The following is a 17,000-nucleotide window of genomic DNA, read 5'->3' on the forward strand; positions in this document are numbered from 1 at the left end:
TCATTAGTGCTTGTGACTACATCAACCTGAATGGAAATCAAGTGGCAACGAACAAGGGGTTGTGGAACACAGGCCGCAAGGCGCGGCAGGCATGCGCGATTTTGCGCCTAATACACTATTATCCTGCTTGCAGGGTCTGCCGGATGCTATTGTAAAGCCAGTGCCGCGAAGCCTCATCGGCAAAACTGTGGGAGGCGGTGTCAAACTGATCCAGCTGGATATGCGCCTTAGCCCGCGCTTCCGCAAACTCTGCGCTATGCCACGCGCCCATGAATGCCATGGCCGTCGTATCGTGGCGCGCAATCAGCAGGCGGGTTGGAACCGTCGATTTTGCGAGCGATCCCGCCAAGCGGACCCCAAGGCCTGATACAGGCTCTTTCCGGCTGGCCGATGCCAGACCCTTTGCCAGTTTCCGCAAATCAATTTTTCCGGACAACAGGTCGATCAAGCTTCGCGGATTTCTGAGCCGCGCCCAATAGCGCGCCCTGATGGCCGTTGCGCTGGGGGTTGAGGGTTTTTCGTCAGATTCAGCAGGGGTTTCGATCAGCCAGGGGTTTGCAAGGATCAGGCCGTCAATCGCGTTGTCATGGTGAAAAAGCGCGAGCGCCGTCGCCGCGTCACAATTGCCAAAAGCGATGATGCGCTTCACTTCGGGTGCTGATTGCCGGAAAGCGGTTACCGCTGCGCCGATATCTTCGGCACTTGCTTCAAAGCCTGTATTTTGCCCTTCGCTCTCGCCGATGCCGCGGCGGTCATAGCGGAATACCGCATAGCCGGCTTCGGATAGTTTGGCTGCCAACGCGGATTGACCCCCGAAGGCCCCGCTGCGGATCTCGTTGCCGCCGCTGACGATGAGCAGACCGACGTCGCCCATGCCTTCGTCTAGGGTTCCAAGCAGCATATCGGGGCCGCACGAGAAAGAAATCATCCGGCGCATTCGGCGCTCCAGCGGGCAATATAGGTTGCAAAGGCGGCCGACATAGCCGGATCATCCTGCGGTTCCGCTCGCAGCCACAAGGGCGAACCGTTGATTTCGGCCAGGCTTACTTCTTGCACAAAAGGCAGGTCGGCTGGTGTGGAGTGCTCGAGTGAATCCACCATATCGGCGCTTAACATGTAGCCGGACAGTTCCAGCGGCCGGGATCGGGATTGGGCGACAAGGTCTTCGGCAGTGCTGGATTTTCCCGCCTCCTTGTCGGCGATAATCCGTGTTCGCAACATTGTCTTTAGCAGGCTGGTTCCCTTGACAGGCGCGAGCCGCAAGACCGGTACGTCCGCAACATTGTCGATAAGCGCTCCACCGCGCAGGGAAACAATATGCGTGACTCCCATTTCCGCCGTTATGGTGCACAGCGCTTCCCGCCAATTGTTGAGGCTTTGGTTTGCGATATCGGCCAAACTCTCATTGCAGCCCGGCATATCGGGTAGCACGGTGCGCATGTTGCGTTCGGCTAGCGCACGCATCACGGAAACCAGCATGCGCCGGGTCCGGTTCATTTCGTCAAACAATGGCGGGATGATCAGGACGCAGCGCGACGCCGCTTCATCCCCGAAGCAGAGGCAAAATTCCTGTTGCCCCCCATAGCTATAGGTTCGATGCAGCGGGTGCGTCACCCGTTGACCTTGGCCCGTGCAAAGGAGACAAGACTGCCGAATGTGGCAAACAGATCGCCGTCGACATCGTCGTCGTCGATCATGATATCCAGCCGGTCCTCCATCTCGGTCAGCAAGCCCGCAACCGCCATGGAATCCAGCTCCGGCAAGGCGCCGAAGAGTTCCGTATCTTCATCCATCGCGGCCACCTGTTCGGCAGAAAGGCCCAGAATGTCGGACAGAATGGAACGGACTTTGTCAGATAGGCTATCGGTCATATTTCTCTCTTTATTCAAGCAGCTTTGCGGCGCAGGTGCCGCAAGTGAAGGCGTGCAATCAAGGGCCAGTTGGCGACATGGTGCGGCCAGAACATATCCAGCCGGAAACGGGGGCGCACAGATTCCATCCAGTCACGCTTATAGGCATCGCTTCCGGTTCCAAAGTCGATCTCTTCAACCTTGTCGATATCAATGACATGCTGGAACAGCGCAACGGACAAAAGAGTGCCGGGCGATGCGTCCAGATAACGTTCGTCGTGGGCAAGCTTGTGTATGAGGGCAACGCCGTTTTCAACCGTCCAGAATTGCGCCGCAACAGGCTTGCCATCGATATAGGCAAGGCCAAGCCGTAATGTGCCGGCAAGGCTTTCCTGCTGAGCCAGCTGTTTCAGAAACTCCGGGCTGCCCTCATGCGGTTTCCAGCTACGCGCATATATCCGTTCATAATCGCTCCAGCTTTGTTCAGAAAATTCTCTTTCGACCCGCGTCGAAACGATGTTTTTCTTACCCTTGCGTTTAACGGTATTTTTCAACTGCCCGGGGCGGGTTTGCCAATATTCGTCGAAACTGCGGCCGTTGAGCCGCAGATAATGGTTTTCGTCGCACTCTGTCCGGTCGACAATCCATCCTGCTCCGGCAAAGGCGGCTGCGATCTGAGTTGCGGAACCATCCTCATCGGGCACCGGGGCGAGCGTTAGGCGGCGGGTACGTTGCCGTGCGGTCAATGCCAATTGGCGAAGGAGGGAAAGGCGCGTGGGCTCAGCGCAAGCGTCACCGTAAATCGGGCGCCATGTGAAATTATACCAGTTTGCAAGGGCGACATGATGGTTGTTGGCTTGCCGCATCAAAGGCATCCACGCTTCGGCATTTCCATCATGGGCCCGCAATAGCAACGGGGCTTTTTTGCGCAGCGCCATCCGGTGCAGGGGATCGATCCAGTCCAGACGGTCAAACAGGCAAGCCTGTCTGTCGCGGTCGAGCGCTCCACGTGCGGCAGCCTGCGCTGTCAGAAAATTATCGTGATATTCACCTTTTACCGGCAAATATGTTACCCCTGACATGCCCCGCAAACTCCACTCGAATATGACCCTATGACGAACGATTTGCCAGTTTTTCCGCTCGACCACCTTCCGCTCTTCGGTGAGGCCGATGCGCCTGCGCTCATCATTCGTGATAGCTGCTATAGTTATAAGGAGTTAAATCTCCGTATCGGTCGTCTTGCGGCTTTTCTGAAATCAAAAGGCTTCGCCCCGGGTGATCGGGTGGCCACATGGCTTGGTAAAGGGGAAATTGCCTGCCTGATGCCCTTGGCATCGGTGCGCGCAGGATTGGTGCATGTTCCGGTCAACCCGGTTCTGAAAGCGCCACAGGTACGGCATATCCTGTCCGACAGTGGAGCGCGGTTGCTGATTACCAATGCGGCACGTGCGACGATGCTGGATGATCAGGAAGACAGTGCCAGTTTCACGATTGCAGACGAAAAATCGGTTTTGGCGCATATCGGGGACAGTGAGGCGCAATGCTGCGAACCATTACCGTCCAACACAGACCCGGACGATTTGGCGGCAATATTATATACTTCGGGATCAACAGGACGGCCCAAAGGCGTAATGCTGTCGCACGCAAATCTCGCTTTGGGTGCCGTCAGCGTTGCCCGCTATCTTAACCTGCGCGCGGATGATGTGACATTGGCGGTGTTGCCGCTCAGTTTTGACTATGGCCAGAACCAGTTGCTATCGACCTGGCGCGCCGGGGGATGTGTTGTGCCTTTGGACTATCTTGCGCCGCGCGACGTTATAAAGGCATGCGAAAAATATGGGGTCACAACCTTGGCCGCTGTGCCCCCGCTGTGGGTGCAACTGGTGGAGCAAAATTGGTCTGATGAGGCGGTTTCTTCAATGCGCCGCCTGACCAATAGCGGCGGCGCGCTGACCCCCAGTCTCGTAAAAATGCTGCGCAGCATTTTTTGCAGCAAGACCGATATTTTTGCGATGTATGGCCTTACGGAAGCTTTTCGTTCTACCTATCTCGACCCGAGGCTGATCGACGAAAATCCGACAAGTATGGGCAATGCAATTCCCTTTGCAGAAATCATGGTGGTTGCCCCGGACGGGACAGAAGCCGCGCCGGGTGAAGCTGGCGAGTTGGTACATGCGGGGCCGCTGGTTGCACATGGTTACTGGCAGGATGCAACACGGACTGCCGAACGGTTCAAACCGGCACCGGCATTTTCGGAATATGGCGGGATGGCGGTCTGGTCGGGGGATACAGTTCGCAAGGACTCGGACGGGCTGCTCTATTTTGTTGGCCGCGACGATGCGATGATCAAGACAAGCGGCAACCGCGTATCGCCTACGGAAATTGAAGAAGTAGCCGTTGAAAGCGGTCTGGTCGCAGAGGCGTGCGCCCTGGGACGCAAGGACGAGCGGCTGGGCGCAGCAATCGTCCTGTTTGTGCGGGGTTCGGGTGACATGGATGCCTTGACGGCGCATCTGCGCGGAAATCTGCCGAATTTCATGCAACCTGCCGAGATTATCTGGCTCGATCAGTTCCCCAAAAATGCCAACGGGAAACTGGACAGGAACTTATTGGCCCAACAATTGGCGGCCTGACCCGGTACCATATAAATTTCCGCCGGGCCGGACAGAAAGGCCCGGCGGAACATTACATCATCTGCAGTTACGCTTACGGGCTGTCTGGACGGTGTAGACATATCCGTCCCGCGTATTCACCGTAATGCACTGCTCCGAAGCCTCGCGCCACCAAGTGGTGTAGCGGCCATTATAGTCGGTCTTGTCCGAATCGCGCATCACAAAGCCGCGTTGGCTGAGTGAAGAATTCGCGTAGCCTTTAGGTTGTCCTATTAAATCGTTCACATTCACATAGCCGCCATAGCCACCGCCATAACCGTAGCCTGGGCGATATGAGGTTTCATAGCCCCGTTGGCGAACACCTTTTTCAAAGCCGTGGGAATAGGCGTCGCTGCGGTTATAATTGTGGTACGACTGGTTATACAAACCGTCGCGATAACCGCGCTCAAACTCCGCCGTTCCGTTCATGTCATAATCGCGATCGTCACGGTGATGCGATTTGCTCGCAAGTGCTGCGATCCCCAACAAGGCAGCCGCACCGACGGCAATTGCCGCCGTTTTGTCGCCGCTGCTTGATTTTGCCTGACCGCAATCGATCGGCTGTGCTGTGTTGATGGATTCATAGCGGCCATCATAGGTTGTGACCCGAACACATTCCTTTTTGGAACTGTTCCACCAGTAACTTATCTTGCGGTCGTCTTCGGTTGAAACATGGGTACTGTAATACCCTCTGGATTCGAGCTGTTCTTCTCCCCCAGCTCCACGCGCGCCGACCAAATCGGATAGCGATGTTGGTGTTTTTGCATATGTCGGAACGGCGGTAAATATTAGCGCGAAGCTGCAAATTCCCGCGCATGTTTTCGTCGCAAATGTGGTCATTTCCATTCTCCCGGTTGACAGAATTCCCCAAAAATTTTGCGACCAGCTTATGTGCCAAAATTGAGACTCGCTTTGGCTATCGTGCAAAGAATATCCTATTGTAAAATAACTTTACACCGTTTTCTGGGCCGGGAAGTCGGCCGCCATATTATTTGGAACTAGGGAAAGCTTCGCCGTGGTTATCAAAAGCTTTACCCAATTCGCCTAGGGAAAGCGGATGAAAGCAACCGGTCCCATACCTCCAGGGTACGATATCATTGGTAGTGAACTCGCAATTGGCGGGGTGATGTGCAGTGCATTGGTTGAACAAGCGGGGGATACGCCGCTGTTCGTCTATTCCGCCGGGCATTTGCGTCAGCGCATGGCCGATCTGCGCGCCGCCATGCCGGAAAGGCTGGCGATCCATTATGCGATGAAAGCCAATCCCTATTCCCCCCTGTTGTCGTTGATGAACGGATTGGTGGATGGATTTGATGTGGCGTCGGGCGGTGAACTCGAACTGGCGCTTGGTGCAGGTGTTGAGGCGGCGCGGATCAGCTTTGCCGGTCCCGGCAAGCGGGATCGCGAAATTGAGCATGCCATTTCGTTGGGCGTAACGCTGAACTGTGAGTCGGAAGGCGAAGCGGCCCGCGCACTGGCGATTGGTGCGCAATTGGGGATGGCGCCGCGCATCGCGATCCGCGTTAACCCCAGTTTTGACCTGAAAGGGTCGGGCATGAAAATGGGTGGCGGAGCAAAGCAGTTCGGTGTCGATGCCGAACGTGTGCCAGCCTTGGCGCAGCATCTGATTGCCGCAGGGGCGGATTGGCGGGGGTTCCATATCTATGCCGGTTCACAGGCTCTGTCCGCCGACGCGATCATCGCGATGCAGGCGCAGACGCTGGCCTTGGTCGGCGAACTTACGGAAGCAATCGGAGTAGCCCCACCACATGTCAATCTGGGCGGCGGCTTTGGAATTCCCTATTTCCCGGGCGATGAGCAGGTGGATATTCAGGCTGTTGGCGCCGCCCTGTCGGCGGCATTTGATGCCTTGCCGGACATTCTGTCAGCGACCGATTTTTGTATAGAACTCGGACGCTATCTTGTGGGTGAAGCGGGCGTGTATCTGACCAGGATCGTTGACCGCAAGATCAGCCATGGGGAAATTTTCCTTATCACTGACGGCGGATTGCACCACCAATTGGCGGCAAGTGGGAATTTCGGCACGGTTATCCGGCGCAATTATCCGGTGGCGATCGCAACGCGCTTTGGTGCGGAGCCAGAGGAAGTTGCCTCTATCGTGGGATGCCTTTGCACCCCGCTCGACAAATTGTCCGACAGCGCACATCTGCCACGTGCCGATGTGGGTGATCTCGTCGCGATATTTTGTGCAGGGGCCTATGGGGCCAGCGCGAGCCCTGCCCATTTTCTGGGGCAGGGGCCAGCAAGAGAAATGCTGGTTTAGCCTTTGCCGTTGTCGGCAGGGCCACCGATCAAAATGAAGCGGCGGTCACAATAGCCACAGTCGACAAAGCCCTTTTCATCAATCTGCAACCAGACCTTGGGATGTCCCAATGCCGCTGGAATATCACCGCTGCCATCGCAGGAAATGCGGGTTTCGCGGACACGGATTGTTTCAGGCTGAAAAGTGCTCATGCGCGCCGCTTAGCAAAGCGATGCGGTCGCCGCAACGGCTCAAAAATAGTTGAGGGTGATTGACCAGTTGCCGGTATATTTACCGGGTGCCTGATTGGCCCCGACTTCCAGGGTCGCGCCTAGCGGGAAGGTGAAGATTCCGTTGGCTGCCGCGATCCGGAATCGCAGAGGCGTAGTCGTCAGGACTGCCGTCGGGGTGCTACCGATCACAAAGGTCCGTACGCGCATAGGCGCGCCGGGGCCGTTGATGAATATGCTGTTAGCACCCAAAGAGATATCGACGCGTTGGTTGAATGTCCCTTGCCCCGAAAATGTTGCGGGCGAATGGCCGCCACCAACCAGAACAATGCCGTTTGTAGCGGTACGCGCGCCAGTGGGCGCCATTGTGACTGTTCCGGCCGTCGTGCCCGGAATCAGGGAACCAAAGTCGAGATTATCATCGATGACAAAGGAAAGCGGGCGAACAACAGTGATTTCCGCGTTACCCGGCTCTGTATCGGCATGGGCCGGGCTGCACAAAAGCGCTGCCGCAAATGCGGTCACCGCCATAGCCGGCTTTACCCGCCAATTGAATTTTGCCCCACACATGCAGATGTCATTAAACCGAAAATAGTAAAGATATTCTGTATGCGCCGCCAGGGGCGGGGGACTTAACTACAGGAAATTGACCGTGACGGTGAAATTTCCTTGATACAGACCGCTTGCTTGCGACGGGTTAACCCGCAGACGCCCGCCAACATAAAAGGACAACTGCCCACTGGGTCCCATGATCTGGAAGGGTAACCCACTCTGTTGAAACTGGTCCAGTAGCATCTGGTCCGTGCCTGCAACCCGCGTAAGCTGTATATTGCTCGGCAAATTGATGAAGACGAAGGTTAGCGGAGCCGCGACGACATCAAAGCGTGCGCGGGAAACCGTTCCACCGACCGGAATGGCATTACCGGCCGAAACCACAATGCTGTCACTTGTCGGCGGAATGCGCAGGCGGCTTTGCACCGTGCCCGCTATGACTGAGCCGAAATCAAGGCTTGTCGCGTTTGTGACAAGGCCAGGATTAACGATCTGCGTCTGCGTGTCGCCGGGCAAGGCATAGGCGTTCTGGGCGCAGCAGAAGGCTGCACCTAAGGCGGCCAGACGGCCTGAAACAAGAAATGCCCCACATCTCACACCCGCACTGATACATATGCAGGATGCCATTTTGGTAACCGGAGAAGGTGAAGATTGCGGTTACCATGTTTCGGGCGATTGCGCCGGGGGCAAGGCTTCGCTATCGCATCCGCATGTCCAGCAAAGCCATCTCGATACAGAATCTCTCCAAAAAATATGCAGGCGGAAAGCAGGCGCTGGACGATGTCAGTTTTGACGTCGCTCAAGGTTCGATTTTCGGGCTGCTCGGCCCCAATGGCGCAGGCAAATCGACGCTGATCAACATTTTGGCGGGCCTCGTGATGAAGACGTCGGGGTCGGCGTCGATCTGGGGCTTTGATATTGATGTAAATCCGCGCAATGCAAAGGCCTCGATCGGGATCGTGCCGCAGGAAATCATGTTCGATCCCTTTTTCACGCCCAAAGAGGCGCTGGAATTGCAGGCGGGCCTTTATGGCGTGCCAAAGGCGAAGCGCAAAACGATGGAATTGCTGCGCGCCGTCCGGTTAGAAGACAAGGCCGATGCCTATTCCCGTACGCTTTCGGGCGGTATGAAACGGCGTTTGCTTGTGGCCAAGGCCATGGTGCATTCACCTCCCGTCATTGTGCTGGATGAACCGACTGCGGGCGTGGATATCGAATTGCGGCAACAATTGTGGGATTATGTGGTCGAACTCAATCGCGAGGGCGTGACCGTCGTGCTGACCACGCATTATCTGGAAGAGGCGGAGCAGCTGTGCGACCGGATTGCAATCATCAACCATGGCAAGCTGATCGCCAACAAACCGACCAAGGAACTGGTCGGCATGGCACGTGAAAAGGCGGTTGTCCTGACGCTGGATCGCGACGTGGCTGAGGCCCCGACTCATGCGGCGTTTGAGAAATCGGAACTGGTCGGCGACCGGACCGTGGAAATCACCTATAACAAGGACCGTATGAACGCGGGCGAGGTGTTGGCGACCATGCAGGGACTTGGCCTTGGAATTGTGGATGTCACCACGAAGGAAGCGGACTTGGAAGATGTGTTCCTGCGGTTGACCAGCAACCCGTGATGGAGGCGGATGTCCTCATCATCGGTTCCGGCGCCGCGGGTTTGACGGCAGCGTTACAGCTTGCGCAGAAATACCGGGTTGCGGTGCTTGCCAAAGGCGCATTGTCGGACGGTGCGACAGCCTGGGCCCAGGGCGGCATCGCCGCAGTGCTTGAGCCCGGCGACACATTCGAAAGCCATATCGAAGACACGATGATCGCAGGCGGTGGCCTCAACAACCGCGCTACGGTTGAATTTGTCGTTGAAAATGCACCCGAAGCGATTGAGCGGCTGGCAAAGCTTGGCGTCCCTTTCAATCTCGATGGCAATGACTGGCATCTGACGCGGGAGGGCGGACATAGCCACCGGCGCATCGTTCATGTCGACGATGCTACCGGCTGGGCAGTCCAGCAGGCGTTGGAGGCTGCGGCCAAAGCGAATGCGAATATCACTCTGGTGCCCGATATGGTTGCGATCGACCTGATCATGGGCCGGCATCAGGAACGCTTTTCAACCTCCGGCCGTATTCATGGAGTTTACGCCCTGAACCGCAAAAGCGGTAAAGTGGAAACCTTTACGGCGCGCGCAACAATATTGGCCTGTGGCGGGGCCGGGCGGACCTATCTCTATTCAACTGCCCCGCGGGGCGCGACGGGCGACGGCATCGCCATGGCCTGGCGTGCGGGTTGCCGCATCTCCAATATGGAGTTCATGCAGTTCCATCCTACGTGCCTCTATAATCTGGAGGTGAAGAATTTTCTGATTACCGAGGCGGTGCGCGGGGAAGGCGGGATCCTGAAGAACCCGAAAACCGGACACCGTTATATGCCCGATTATGACGAACGTGCGGAGCTTGCCCCGCGCGACATCGTCGCCCGCGCCAACGATGCCGAGATCAAGCGCGATGGTCTGGATTATGTGCATCTGGATATCAGCCATAAACCGGCGGAATTTGTGAAAGAGCATTTCCCTAATATTTATGAAAAACTGATCGGGCTTGGCATTGATATTACCAAGGAACCCATTCCGGTCGTTCCGGCGCAGCATTATACCTGCGGCGGCGTTCTGGTTGATCTGGACGGGCGCACCGATGCCCCCGGCTTGTATGCAGCCGGAGAAGTGACGCAGTCCGGTCTGCATGGTGCAAACCGGCTTGCCTCAAACTCGCTTCTGGAATGCTTCGTCTTTGGCGATGCTTGTGCGCGGCACATTGATGCCCATTGGGACAATCTGCCACGGCCGCCCGCGATCCGCCCGTGGGACGAAAGCCGCGTGACGGACAGTGACGAGGAGGTTGTCATTGCCCAATGCTGGCGCGAAATCCGCCAGTTCATGTGGAATTTTGTAGGGATCGTGCGTACCACCAAGAGGCTGGAACGCGCAAAACACCGCATTGACCTGTTGCGCCGGGAAATCGAGGATTATTACAGCCACTTCCGCGTCACCCCGGACCTGATCGAATTGCGGAACCTGGTTGAAGTCGCCGACCTGATCATCCGTTCCGCGCTTTCGCGGCACGAAAGTCGCGGATTGCATTACACGCTTGATTATCCGGCACTGTCTGGAAAGGCGGTGGATACCATTTTGGTGCCCTAAGCCGATAAAAAACATTTCTGGAAACGCCAATATCAGGCATGATCAGCTATCGATTTCAGGAGATATACTGTGGCAGGACAAACCGGCGTGAGAGCAAAGGCTTTTCGGCAAATTCTATATGTTTCGGCGCTGGCAATGATGGCGGCGACCTCTATCCCGGCAGGTGCCGCAACGCCTGAAGAGACCGCGCGGGAGGTACTTTCCAAAACGCCAATTATTGATGGCCATAACGATACACCGCACCAGATTGCGGAGCTTTTTGACCGGGACTTTTCCAAATTTGATCTGAAGGCTCTGCCGCCCGAAATCTTGGCCAAAACGCATACCGATATCCCGACATCGCGGGCCGGTTTTCTGGGCGGGCAATTCTGGTCCGTCTATGTTGACGCCGCCTTGCCAAAGCATGAAGCGGTGACGCGCACTATTGAGCAGATCGACGTCGTGCGCCAGATGATCGCCCGTTATCCCGATGTGTTCGTCTATGCCGACACGGCTGCGACGGCGGAAGCGGCGATGAAAAAGGGGAAGATTGCCTCGCTTATCGGGATGGAAGGCGGGCATTCCATCGGCAGCTCGCTTGAGATTTTGCGCCAGATGCATGCCCTTGGCGCACGCTATATGACCATCACCCACAGCCTGACGACCGATTGGGCGGACAGCGCCACAGATGCGCCCAAACATGACGGCCTGTCGCCTTTTGGCTTTGAAGTGATTGCCGAGATGAACCGCCTCGGGATGATTGTAGACATCAGCCATGTATCCGAAGCCACAATGCACGACGTGCTGGACAAGACCCGTGCGCCTGTGTTGTTCACGCACAGCAATGCGCGGGCCGTCACGCCGCATCCGCGCAACGTGCCGGATTCGGTATTGAAGCGTCTGCCCCAAAATGGCGGTGTGGTGATGGTGACCTTCGTTCCGGGTTTCACATCGCCGGAACGCCGCCAATGGGAATATGAGCGTTCGGCAGTTGCGGGACGAGCCAAGATTGAGTTCACGGGCAATCCCGCCGGAGAAAAAGCCGCTGTCGACGCATGGATTGCTGCGAATCCTCAACCCAAGGCGACTTTGGTGCAGGTAGCTGACCATATCGACCATATCCGCAAAGTTGCGGGCATCGACCATATCGGCATAGGCGGCGATTTTGGCGGAGTCGATGAGCTGCCTGTCGGACTGGAAAATGTATCCACCTATCCCGCCCTTTTCGCCGAACTGGTGCGGCGGGGTTATTCCAAGGCCGATCTCGCCAAAATTGCTCAGGGAAATGCGTTAAGGGTTATGCGCGGTGTCGAGGCGGCGGCTGGAAAATAAAAGCACTCAAACACAGCTTGGTGGGAACAGGGACGTTATCGCGTCTTAGCGCGACAAAATCACTCAAACCCGTCCGTCAAAAACCTCTCCGCAATTGCCGCGTGCAACGCCGCGCCGCGGGACATGACACTGTCGTCCAGGACCATGCGGTTGGAATGGAGACCGCAACAGGAACGCCAGTCATCCCCTTCATGGCTGGCGCCCAGAAAGAACATCGCGCCGGGGACTTTTTCAAGGACATAGGCAAAATCTTCAGCGCCCATGATGGGCGTGTCGAGTGTGATCCAGCTTTCCTCGCCGAACAAATTTTCGACGACGGATTTGCCGAAATGGACTGCGCGTGCATCGCATAATGTGACGGGAAACCCGGGTTCGATATGCACGTCCGCCGTGCAGCCATGCGCCGCCGCGATGTTCGGAGCCAGCCGGTGCAGATGTTCGGCTACCTGAGCCCGTTGACGGGGGGACAGGGTGCGGATTGTACCCAGCATATGTGCGGTTTCGGGAATGATGTTGTTGGTCGTACCGGCTGTGATCTTGGCGATCGTCACAACGGCCGGGTCGAATACCGAAACGGTACGGGTCACCATTGCCTGAATGGCCGATACTATTTCGCACGCGACGGGCACGGGATCGGTGGCGTCGTGTGGCATCGACGCATGGCCGCCAGCGCCTTTGACTGTAATGCTCAACACGTCGGATGAGGCCAGCAACGGACCGGCCCTGCCGGTGAACACGCCGCGCGGGGCGTTGGGCATGATATGCAATGCAAACGCCGCGTCGGGCAGCGGGTCGATCAGGCCGTCATCCAGCATGAAGCGCGCGCCATGATGGCCTTCTTCGCCCGGTTGGAACATGAATTGCACGGTTCCGGCAAGTTCTTCGCGCCGGGCGCATAGCATCTTGGCGGCGCCTACCAGCATGGCGACATGGGTGTCATGCCCGCAGGCATGCATCGCCCCGTCGGTGGTCGAGCTGTAATCCAGACCGGTATCTTCATGAAGCGGCAGCGCATCCATATCGCCGCGCAGAAGAACCGTGCGGCCATTGGCTGGACCCTTTAAGGTGGCGATCAAACCCGTTGTCGACGGTCCTTCGCGAAATTCGAGGGGCAGGCCTGCCAATGCGGCCTTAATTTTTGCCAGTGTCTTGGGATTTTGCAGGCCCAGTTCGGGCTCGGCATGGATGGCCCGGCGCAGTTCAACGAGATCGGGCAGAATGGCTTCGGCATCATCATGCCAGGGGGTGTCGGTCAGATTCATGGACGCTGACTAACACCCGCTGGCGGTGATGAACAAGTGAGGATTATTCCTCGATGCGGACCGTTGCATATTGCGTGGTACCGCCACGGCGTTTGACGCCGAGCAGGATTGCGCTCCGCCCTGCGGTTTTCGCCGTACGGATCGCTGCGGCCAGAGCGGCGGGCGATGTCACGGGCTGGTAGGTAGCCGACACGATTACATCGCCGCGGCGCAAGCCAGCCTGTGCAGCCGTTCCTTGTCCTGCGATATCGATAACGACCCCTTTGACATCGGTGCCCATGCCCAACTGGCGCGCAATTTCGGCATCGAGCGGAATGACACTCAAGCCAATCGCATCGCGGATGATCTTGGCATCCGGGCTGTCGCTGTCTTTGTCAAAATCCTTATTCTCTTCCGGATTGAAGTTGCTCTGGGCGAGCTTTTCTTCCGGCGGACGCGTGCCGACAACTGCATTCAGGCGCAGCGGCTTACCTTCACGCAAAATGTCGAGCGGGATGCGAGTGCCCGGTTTGATGTTGGCAACGATGTAGGACAGGGTGGCCTCCGGTGACACTTCGCGGCCATCGACCTTGAGGACAATATCACCCTCTTTCAGACCGGCTTTGTCGCCGCCTTCGCCCGCGACAACACGGGCAACGAATTCACCACGATTCTTCTCCAGACCCAGCGCATCCGCCAGATCTTCGCCGACGGGCGTGATGCTGATACCCAGATAACCGCGTTCCGGACGGACGCCTTTTTTGAGAGACTCGATGACAGGCTTCGCCTCTTCGGCAGGAATGGCAAAGCCAACACCGATGTTCGCGCCAATGGGCGAGATCAGTCGGTTGTTGATGCCGATAACTTCACCTCTCAGGTTGAACAGGGGGCCGCCGGAGTTGCCAGGGTTAATTGCCGTATCGGTCTGGATGAAACGGTCATATGCACCGCCAGCACCGATATTGCGCTGAAGCGCCGAAATAATACCAGCCGTCACAGAACTGCTGAGACCCAAGGGGTTGCCGATGGCAATGACCCAGTCGCCAACGCGGCTTTTGGTCGAATCTGCCATGGCCACAAACGGTAGATTGCTTGCCTTGATCTTGAGGAGTGCGATGTCGGACTGCGGATCGCGGCCCACGATTTCAGCCGCATATTCCTTGCCGTCAAACAGCGTAACGGTCACACGGTCCACCGCATCACCTGCCGGTCCACCGGCGACCACATGGTTATTCGTGACGATGTAGCCGTCGGCGGAAATCAGAAAGCCCGAACCGCCACTTGCCTGTTCCTGCGTCACCGGGCGACGTTCGCCGGTGAAGGGGTTGAAGCTGGTCGCGACCTGGACCTTTTGCTTGGTCGAAATGTTGACAACCGCCGGTTGCAGTTGCGCGACCAGATCGGCGAAGCTGGCTGGAGCACCTGCAGGTGCGAGATTGGCCTGTGCCGACACGGGCAGCGCCGTCTGCGCCGTTACGGGCGAACCATTGACCAGCGCCAAAGCGCTTCCGGTCAGCAATAGAGCGGTTGTAGCAGCATAAGCGTAACGCACGGATTTCATTCCCTTCGTCTAACAATCTTGGGCAAAATGCCCGAATTTCGGCCATTCGATGGCGTTGTAAAGCTTAACGCCAATTGAATGGGAGCCGGACCAACCGGCGAATGTCATTTGCCGTTCGACTAACGACCGTTCCGGAACTTCTCCAGATACGCGTTTTGCGGTGACAGGATGATGTTGCTTGACCCTTCGCCATTCTGGAATGTCTGCCGGTAACTCTGCATTGCGCGGTAGAAATCGTAGAATTCCGGGTCCTTATTGTAACTGATGGCGTAGATACGCGCGGCTTCCGCTTCGGCTTCGGCGCGGATGATCTGGGCTTCTTTCTGCCCTTCGGCATCAATCGCAATCGCTTCCTGGTTACGGGCACTGCGCATCCGGTTATAGGCGGATTGCAATGTCGCTGCAGGAAGGTCGGCGCGCTTGATGCGGACGTCGATCACTTCTGCGCCATATTTGCTGGCTTCACGGTTCAGCGCGGTCTGGATATTCTCCATAACTTCGCCACGCTCGGCACTCAGCAGGGTTGCGAACGTCCGCTTGCCGAGTTCGTTGCGCAACGACGATCCCAAGATTGTCCGCAACTGGTCGCGCAACCGGTCTTCGGTGCGGATCGTGCGGTACATCTGGTCTGGCTTTGTTATCCGGAAACGGGCGAAAGCATCGACCTGCAGCCGGAGCTGGTCGGTGGACAATACTTCCTGCTGTTCCATCTCAACGCTCAATACTCGCTTGTCGATCAGCTGGATTTGCTCGACCAAGGGAATGCGGAAGGTCAAGCCGGCCCGCGTTTTGCCAAACTCTTCGCCTTTACGATAAGCGTTAACAACGCGGTCAACTTTACCATAGCTGCTTATAATCGCCTGTTGCTTTTCCGTTACCACGGTAACCGACATGCTGAGCAGGATCAGCACTGCTATTGCGGCAAATCCAACGTATAGCGGGTTTCTGAAGAAATTCTGGGTCATTGCTTCTTACCTGTAACGGTCACGGGTTCATTTTTTGGCGCCGCTTTTTTCTGAAACTCAGGAAGCGGGAGATAGGGCGTGACACCGCCTGTTTCGACGATGGTCTTGTCCACCTTGCCGAGCACCTGCTCCATCGTTTCATAATAGAGCCGGCGCTTCGTCACTTCCGGTGCTTCGCGATATTGCACATAGATTTTATCGAACTCTGTCGTCTCACCTATGGCAAGCTCGGTCACGCGGCTGGCATAGGCGCGCGCGTCGTTCAGATAGCTTTCCCGACGCTGCTGCGCGGCGTTCACTTCGCGGAATGCGTCATTTACTTCGGCAGGGGGATCGGACTGACGGATCGAGATGCTCTGTACCAGAACGCCCGAACGATATTCATCCAGCACCTGTTGCATCCGGCGCCGGACTTCGACTTCGATACCGCCACGACCTGGGCCGATCGCCTGCGTCAGGTCATAATTGGCCACTGCCGCGCGCATCGCACTTTCGGCGACTTCCTTGACCGTTGCTTCGGCATTTTCCAGTTGGAAGAGGAAAAGCTCGGGGTCTTTGATCGACCAGCGCACATCATAAGCCATGTCTATGATGCTCTGATCCTTTGTGAGGACCAGATTTTCGCTGCTTGCTTTAGGGGAGCCGACCGAAGTTGTCTGAATCTGCTTCGTATCGACCTTCTGAATATCTTCGAAAGGCGCTGGCCATGTGAGCTGGATACCAGGCGGGACCGTGCGCGAATATTTGCCTAAGAAGGTGACGACACCTTCCTGTTCCGGCCCAATCCGGTGGACGCTGGTCCACACCAGCCAAAGCGCGACAAAAGCGCCCAGGATGACCGGCCACCAGCTTTTGCCATCCCCGCGTGAAGGCAGTCCACCAAAGCCGCCGCCTTTACCGCCGCCAGTGCGGCGAAGCAGATCTTCAAGCGAGGGCCCGCGTTGCCGTCCGGACTGTGTCGATCCGGCGTGTGCCGGGTCCCAGGGGTTGACCGGTTCGGGTTTTGGATTGTCATCCCCTGCCGATTTTGGTTTTCCGGACGAACCGCTTTCCGACGGTGACGGTGAATCCCACGGTCCCTTGCCCTCGATAGCCAATATGGAGCCGCTCTCTTGATCAATTTTATTGCGCATGAAGCCTTTATAGGAACGGTTTTTCAGAAAAACAGTGTCAA

At 56.9% G+C, this 17,000-nt stretch carries 17 protein-coding genes; 5 read left to right on the forward strand and 12 right to left on the reverse strand.

Annotated features, from left to right (window positions below):
• Positions 1-118: 118 nt before the first annotated feature.
• The 4 genes from FOM92_RS00125 to FOM92_RS00140 are packed head-to-tail and all read right to left on the reverse strand — an operon-like array spanning position 119 to position 2,932.
• Positions 119-937 (reverse strand): hydrolase 1, exosortase A system-associated, encoded by an 819-nt coding sequence (locus FOM92_RS00125; protein WP_143774751.1) that lies wholly within the window; start codon positions 935-937, stop codon positions 119-121.
• A complete protein-coding gene (locus tag FOM92_RS00130) occupies positions 925-1,614 on the reverse strand; it encodes an alpha/beta hydrolase family protein (protein ID WP_143774752.1) in 690 nt (229 codons plus the stop codon). Before FOM92_RS00130 ends, FOM92_RS00125 begins: the two co-directional genes overlap by 13 nt.
• Complete coding sequence (locus FOM92_RS00135) at positions 1,611-1,871, reverse strand: phosphopantetheine-binding protein (RefSeq protein ID WP_143774753.1); 261 nt, start codon at positions 1,869-1,871, stop codon at positions 1,611-1,613. Before FOM92_RS00135 ends, FOM92_RS00130 begins: the two co-directional genes overlap by 4 nt.
• A 14-nt stretch (positions 1,872-1,885) precedes the next feature.
• The gene (locus tag FOM92_RS00140) at positions 1,886-2,932 is read right to left on the reverse strand and encodes a GNAT family N-acetyltransferase (protein ID WP_246087095.1); all 1,047 of its coding nucleotides are present in this window, start codon (positions 2,930-2,932) and stop codon (positions 1,886-1,888) included.
• Positions 2,933-2,962: 30 nt separating this feature from the next.
• On the opposite strand from FOM92_RS00140, the gene FOM92_RS00145 reads away from it, so the two are divergent.
• On the forward strand, positions 2,963-4,483 hold the full coding sequence (locus FOM92_RS00145; RefSeq protein ID WP_143774754.1) for an acyl-CoA ligase (AMP-forming), exosortase A system-associated: 1,521 nt from the start codon (positions 2,963-2,965) through the stop codon (positions 4,481-4,483).
• 57 nt (positions 4,484-4,540) lie between these two features.
• On the opposite strand, the gene FOM92_RS00150 is transcribed toward FOM92_RS00145, so the two are convergent.
• On the reverse strand, positions 4,541-5,341 hold the full coding sequence (locus FOM92_RS00150; protein ID WP_143774755.1) for a hypothetical protein: 801 nt from the start codon (positions 5,339-5,341) through the stop codon (positions 4,541-4,543).
• Positions 5,342-5,558: 217 nt separating this feature from the next.
• Between FOM92_RS00150 and FOM92_RS00155 the strand changes: the two genes are divergently transcribed.
• Positions 5,559-6,785: a pyridoxal-dependent decarboxylase, exosortase A system-associated gene (locus FOM92_RS00155; RefSeq protein ID WP_143774756.1), complete on the forward strand. Its 1,227-nt coding sequence runs from the start codon at positions 5,559-5,561 to the stop codon at positions 6,783-6,785.
• Here the strand turns inward: FOM92_RS00155 and FOM92_RS00160 are convergent.
• The 3 genes from FOM92_RS00160 to FOM92_RS00170 all read right to left on the reverse strand — a co-directional run bounded on the left by FOM92_RS00160 (position 6,782) and on the right by FOM92_RS00170 (position 8,173).
• Complete coding sequence (locus tag FOM92_RS00160; RefSeq protein ID WP_143774757.1) at positions 6,782-6,976, reverse strand: zinc-finger domain-containing protein; 195 nt, start codon at positions 6,974-6,976, stop codon at positions 6,782-6,784. The genes FOM92_RS00155 and FOM92_RS00160 overlap by 4 nt on opposite strands.
• 39 nt (positions 6,977-7,015) lie before the next feature.
• Positions 7,016-7,564: a DUF4402 domain-containing protein gene (locus FOM92_RS00165; protein ID WP_143774758.1), complete on the reverse strand. Its 549-nt coding sequence runs from the start codon at positions 7,562-7,564 to the stop codon at positions 7,016-7,018.
• A 66-nt stretch (positions 7,565-7,630) separates the two neighbouring features.
• Positions 7,631-8,173, reverse strand: a complete 543-nt coding sequence (locus FOM92_RS00170) for a DUF4402 domain-containing protein (protein ID WP_143774759.1) — start codon at positions 8,171-8,173, stop codon at positions 7,631-7,633.
• An 83-nt stretch (positions 8,174-8,256) separates the two neighbouring features.
• Here FOM92_RS00170 and FOM92_RS00175 point away from each other — a divergent pair, with 83 nt between their 5' ends.
• The 3 genes from FOM92_RS00175 (at position 8,257) to FOM92_RS00185 (ending at position 12,059) form a co-directional block, all read left to right on the forward strand.
• The gene (locus FOM92_RS00175) at positions 8,257-9,174 is read left to right on the forward strand and encodes an ABC transporter ATP-binding protein (RefSeq protein WP_143776246.1); all 918 of its coding nucleotides are present in this window, start codon (positions 8,257-8,259) and stop codon (positions 9,172-9,174) included.
• On the forward strand, positions 9,174-10,748 hold the full coding sequence (nadB, locus tag FOM92_RS00180; protein WP_143774760.1) for an L-aspartate oxidase: 1,575 nt from the start codon (positions 9,174-9,176) through the stop codon (positions 10,746-10,748). The genes FOM92_RS00175 and nadB overlap by 1 nt, the downstream gene beginning before the upstream one ends.
• Positions 10,749-10,817: 69 nt before the next feature.
• On the forward strand, positions 10,818-12,059 hold the full coding sequence (locus FOM92_RS00185; protein ID WP_246087096.1) for a dipeptidase: 1,242 nt from the start codon (positions 10,818-10,820) through the stop codon (positions 12,057-12,059).
• 59 nt (positions 12,060-12,118) lie between these two features.
• On the opposite strand, the gene FOM92_RS00190 is transcribed toward FOM92_RS00185, so the two are convergent.
• From FOM92_RS00190 to hflK, 4 genes are all read right to left on the reverse strand, one after another.
• Positions 12,119-13,321 carry a M20 metallopeptidase family protein gene (locus tag FOM92_RS00190; RefSeq protein WP_143774761.1) on the reverse strand — a complete coding sequence of 401 codons (1,203 nt, stop codon included), beginning with the start codon at positions 13,319-13,321 and terminating at the stop codon, positions 12,119-12,121.
• A gap of 43 nt (positions 13,322-13,364) precedes the next feature.
• Complete coding sequence (locus FOM92_RS00195; protein ID WP_342778146.1) at positions 13,365-14,861, reverse strand: trypsin-like peptidase domain-containing protein; 1,497 nt, start codon at positions 14,859-14,861, stop codon at positions 13,365-13,367.
• Positions 14,862-14,980: 119 nt separating this feature from the next.
• The gene (hflC, locus tag FOM92_RS00200; RefSeq protein ID WP_143774763.1) at positions 14,981-15,826 is read right to left on the reverse strand and encodes a protease modulator HflC; all 846 of its coding nucleotides are present in this window, start codon (positions 15,824-15,826) and stop codon (positions 14,981-14,983) included.
• The gene (gene hflK / locus FOM92_RS00205) at positions 15,823-16,959 is read right to left on the reverse strand and encodes a protease modulator HflK (RefSeq protein WP_143774764.1); all 1,137 of its coding nucleotides are present in this window, start codon (positions 16,957-16,959) and stop codon (positions 15,823-15,825) included. The genes hflC and hflK overlap by 4 nt, the downstream gene beginning before the upstream one ends.
• Positions 16,960-17,000: the final 41 nt, after the last annotated feature.

Origin of the sequence: Sphingorhabdus contaminans (assembly GCF_007280415.1) — a bacterium.
In the GTDB taxonomy this organism is placed as follows: Bacteria; Pseudomonadota; Alphaproteobacteria; order Sphingomonadales; family Sphingomonadaceae; genus Sphingorhabdus_B; species Sphingorhabdus_B contaminans.

Excerpts from the sequence above, each read along its gene's own strand:
- FOM92_RS00125 (WP_143774751.1), bottom strand. The coding sequence starts at position 937 with ATGCGCCGGATGATTTCTTTCTCGTGCGGCCCCGATATGCTGCTTGGA.
- FOM92_RS00135 (WP_143774753.1), bottom strand. The coding sequence starts at position 1,871 with ATGACCGATAGCCTATCTGACAAAGTCCGTTCCATTCTGTCCGACATT.
- FOM92_RS00140 (WP_246087095.1), bottom strand. The coding sequence starts at position 2,932 with ATGTCAGGGGTAACATATTTGCCGGTAAAAGGTGAATATCACGATAAT.
- FOM92_RS00145 (WP_143774754.1), top strand. The coding sequence starts at position 2,963 with ATGACGAACGATTTGCCAGTTTTTCCGCTCGACCACCTTCCGCTCTTC.
- FOM92_RS00150 (WP_143774755.1), bottom strand. The coding sequence starts at position 5,341 with ATGACCACATTTGCGACGAAAACATGCGCGGGAATTTGCAGCTTCGCG.
- FOM92_RS00155 (WP_143774756.1), top strand. The coding sequence starts at position 5,559 with ATGAAAGCAACCGGTCCCATACCTCCAGGGTACGATATCATTGGTAGT.
- FOM92_RS00160 (WP_143774757.1), bottom strand. The coding sequence starts at position 6,976 with ATGAGCACTTTTCAGCCTGAAACAATCCGTGTCCGCGAAACCCGCATT.
- FOM92_RS00165 (WP_143774758.1), bottom strand. The coding sequence starts at position 7,564 with ATGTGTGGGGCAAAATTCAATTGGCGGGTAAAGCCGGCTATGGCGGTG.
- FOM92_RS00170 (WP_143774759.1), bottom strand. The coding sequence starts at position 8,173 with ATGGCATCCTGCATATGTATCAGTGCGGGTGTGAGATGTGGGGCATTT.
- FOM92_RS00175 (WP_143776246.1), top strand. The coding sequence starts at position 8,257 with ATGTCCAGCAAAGCCATCTCGATACAGAATCTCTCCAAAAAATATGCA.
- nadB (WP_143774760.1), top strand. The coding sequence starts at position 9,174 with ATGGAGGCGGATGTCCTCATCATCGGTTCCGGCGCCGCGGGTTTGACG.
- FOM92_RS00190 (WP_143774761.1), bottom strand. The coding sequence starts at position 13,321 with ATGAATCTGACCGACACCCCCTGGCATGATGATGCCGAAGCCATTCTG.
- FOM92_RS00195 (WP_342778146.1), bottom strand. The coding sequence starts at position 14,861 with ATGAAATCCGTGCGTTACGCTTATGCTGCTACAACCGCTCTATTGCTG.
- hflC (WP_143774763.1), bottom strand. The coding sequence starts at position 15,826 with ATGACCCAGAATTTCTTCAGAAACCCGCTATACGTTGGATTTGCCGCA.
- hflK (WP_143774764.1), bottom strand. The coding sequence starts at position 16,959 with ATGCGCAATAAAATTGATCAAGAGAGCGGCTCCATATTGGCTATCGAG.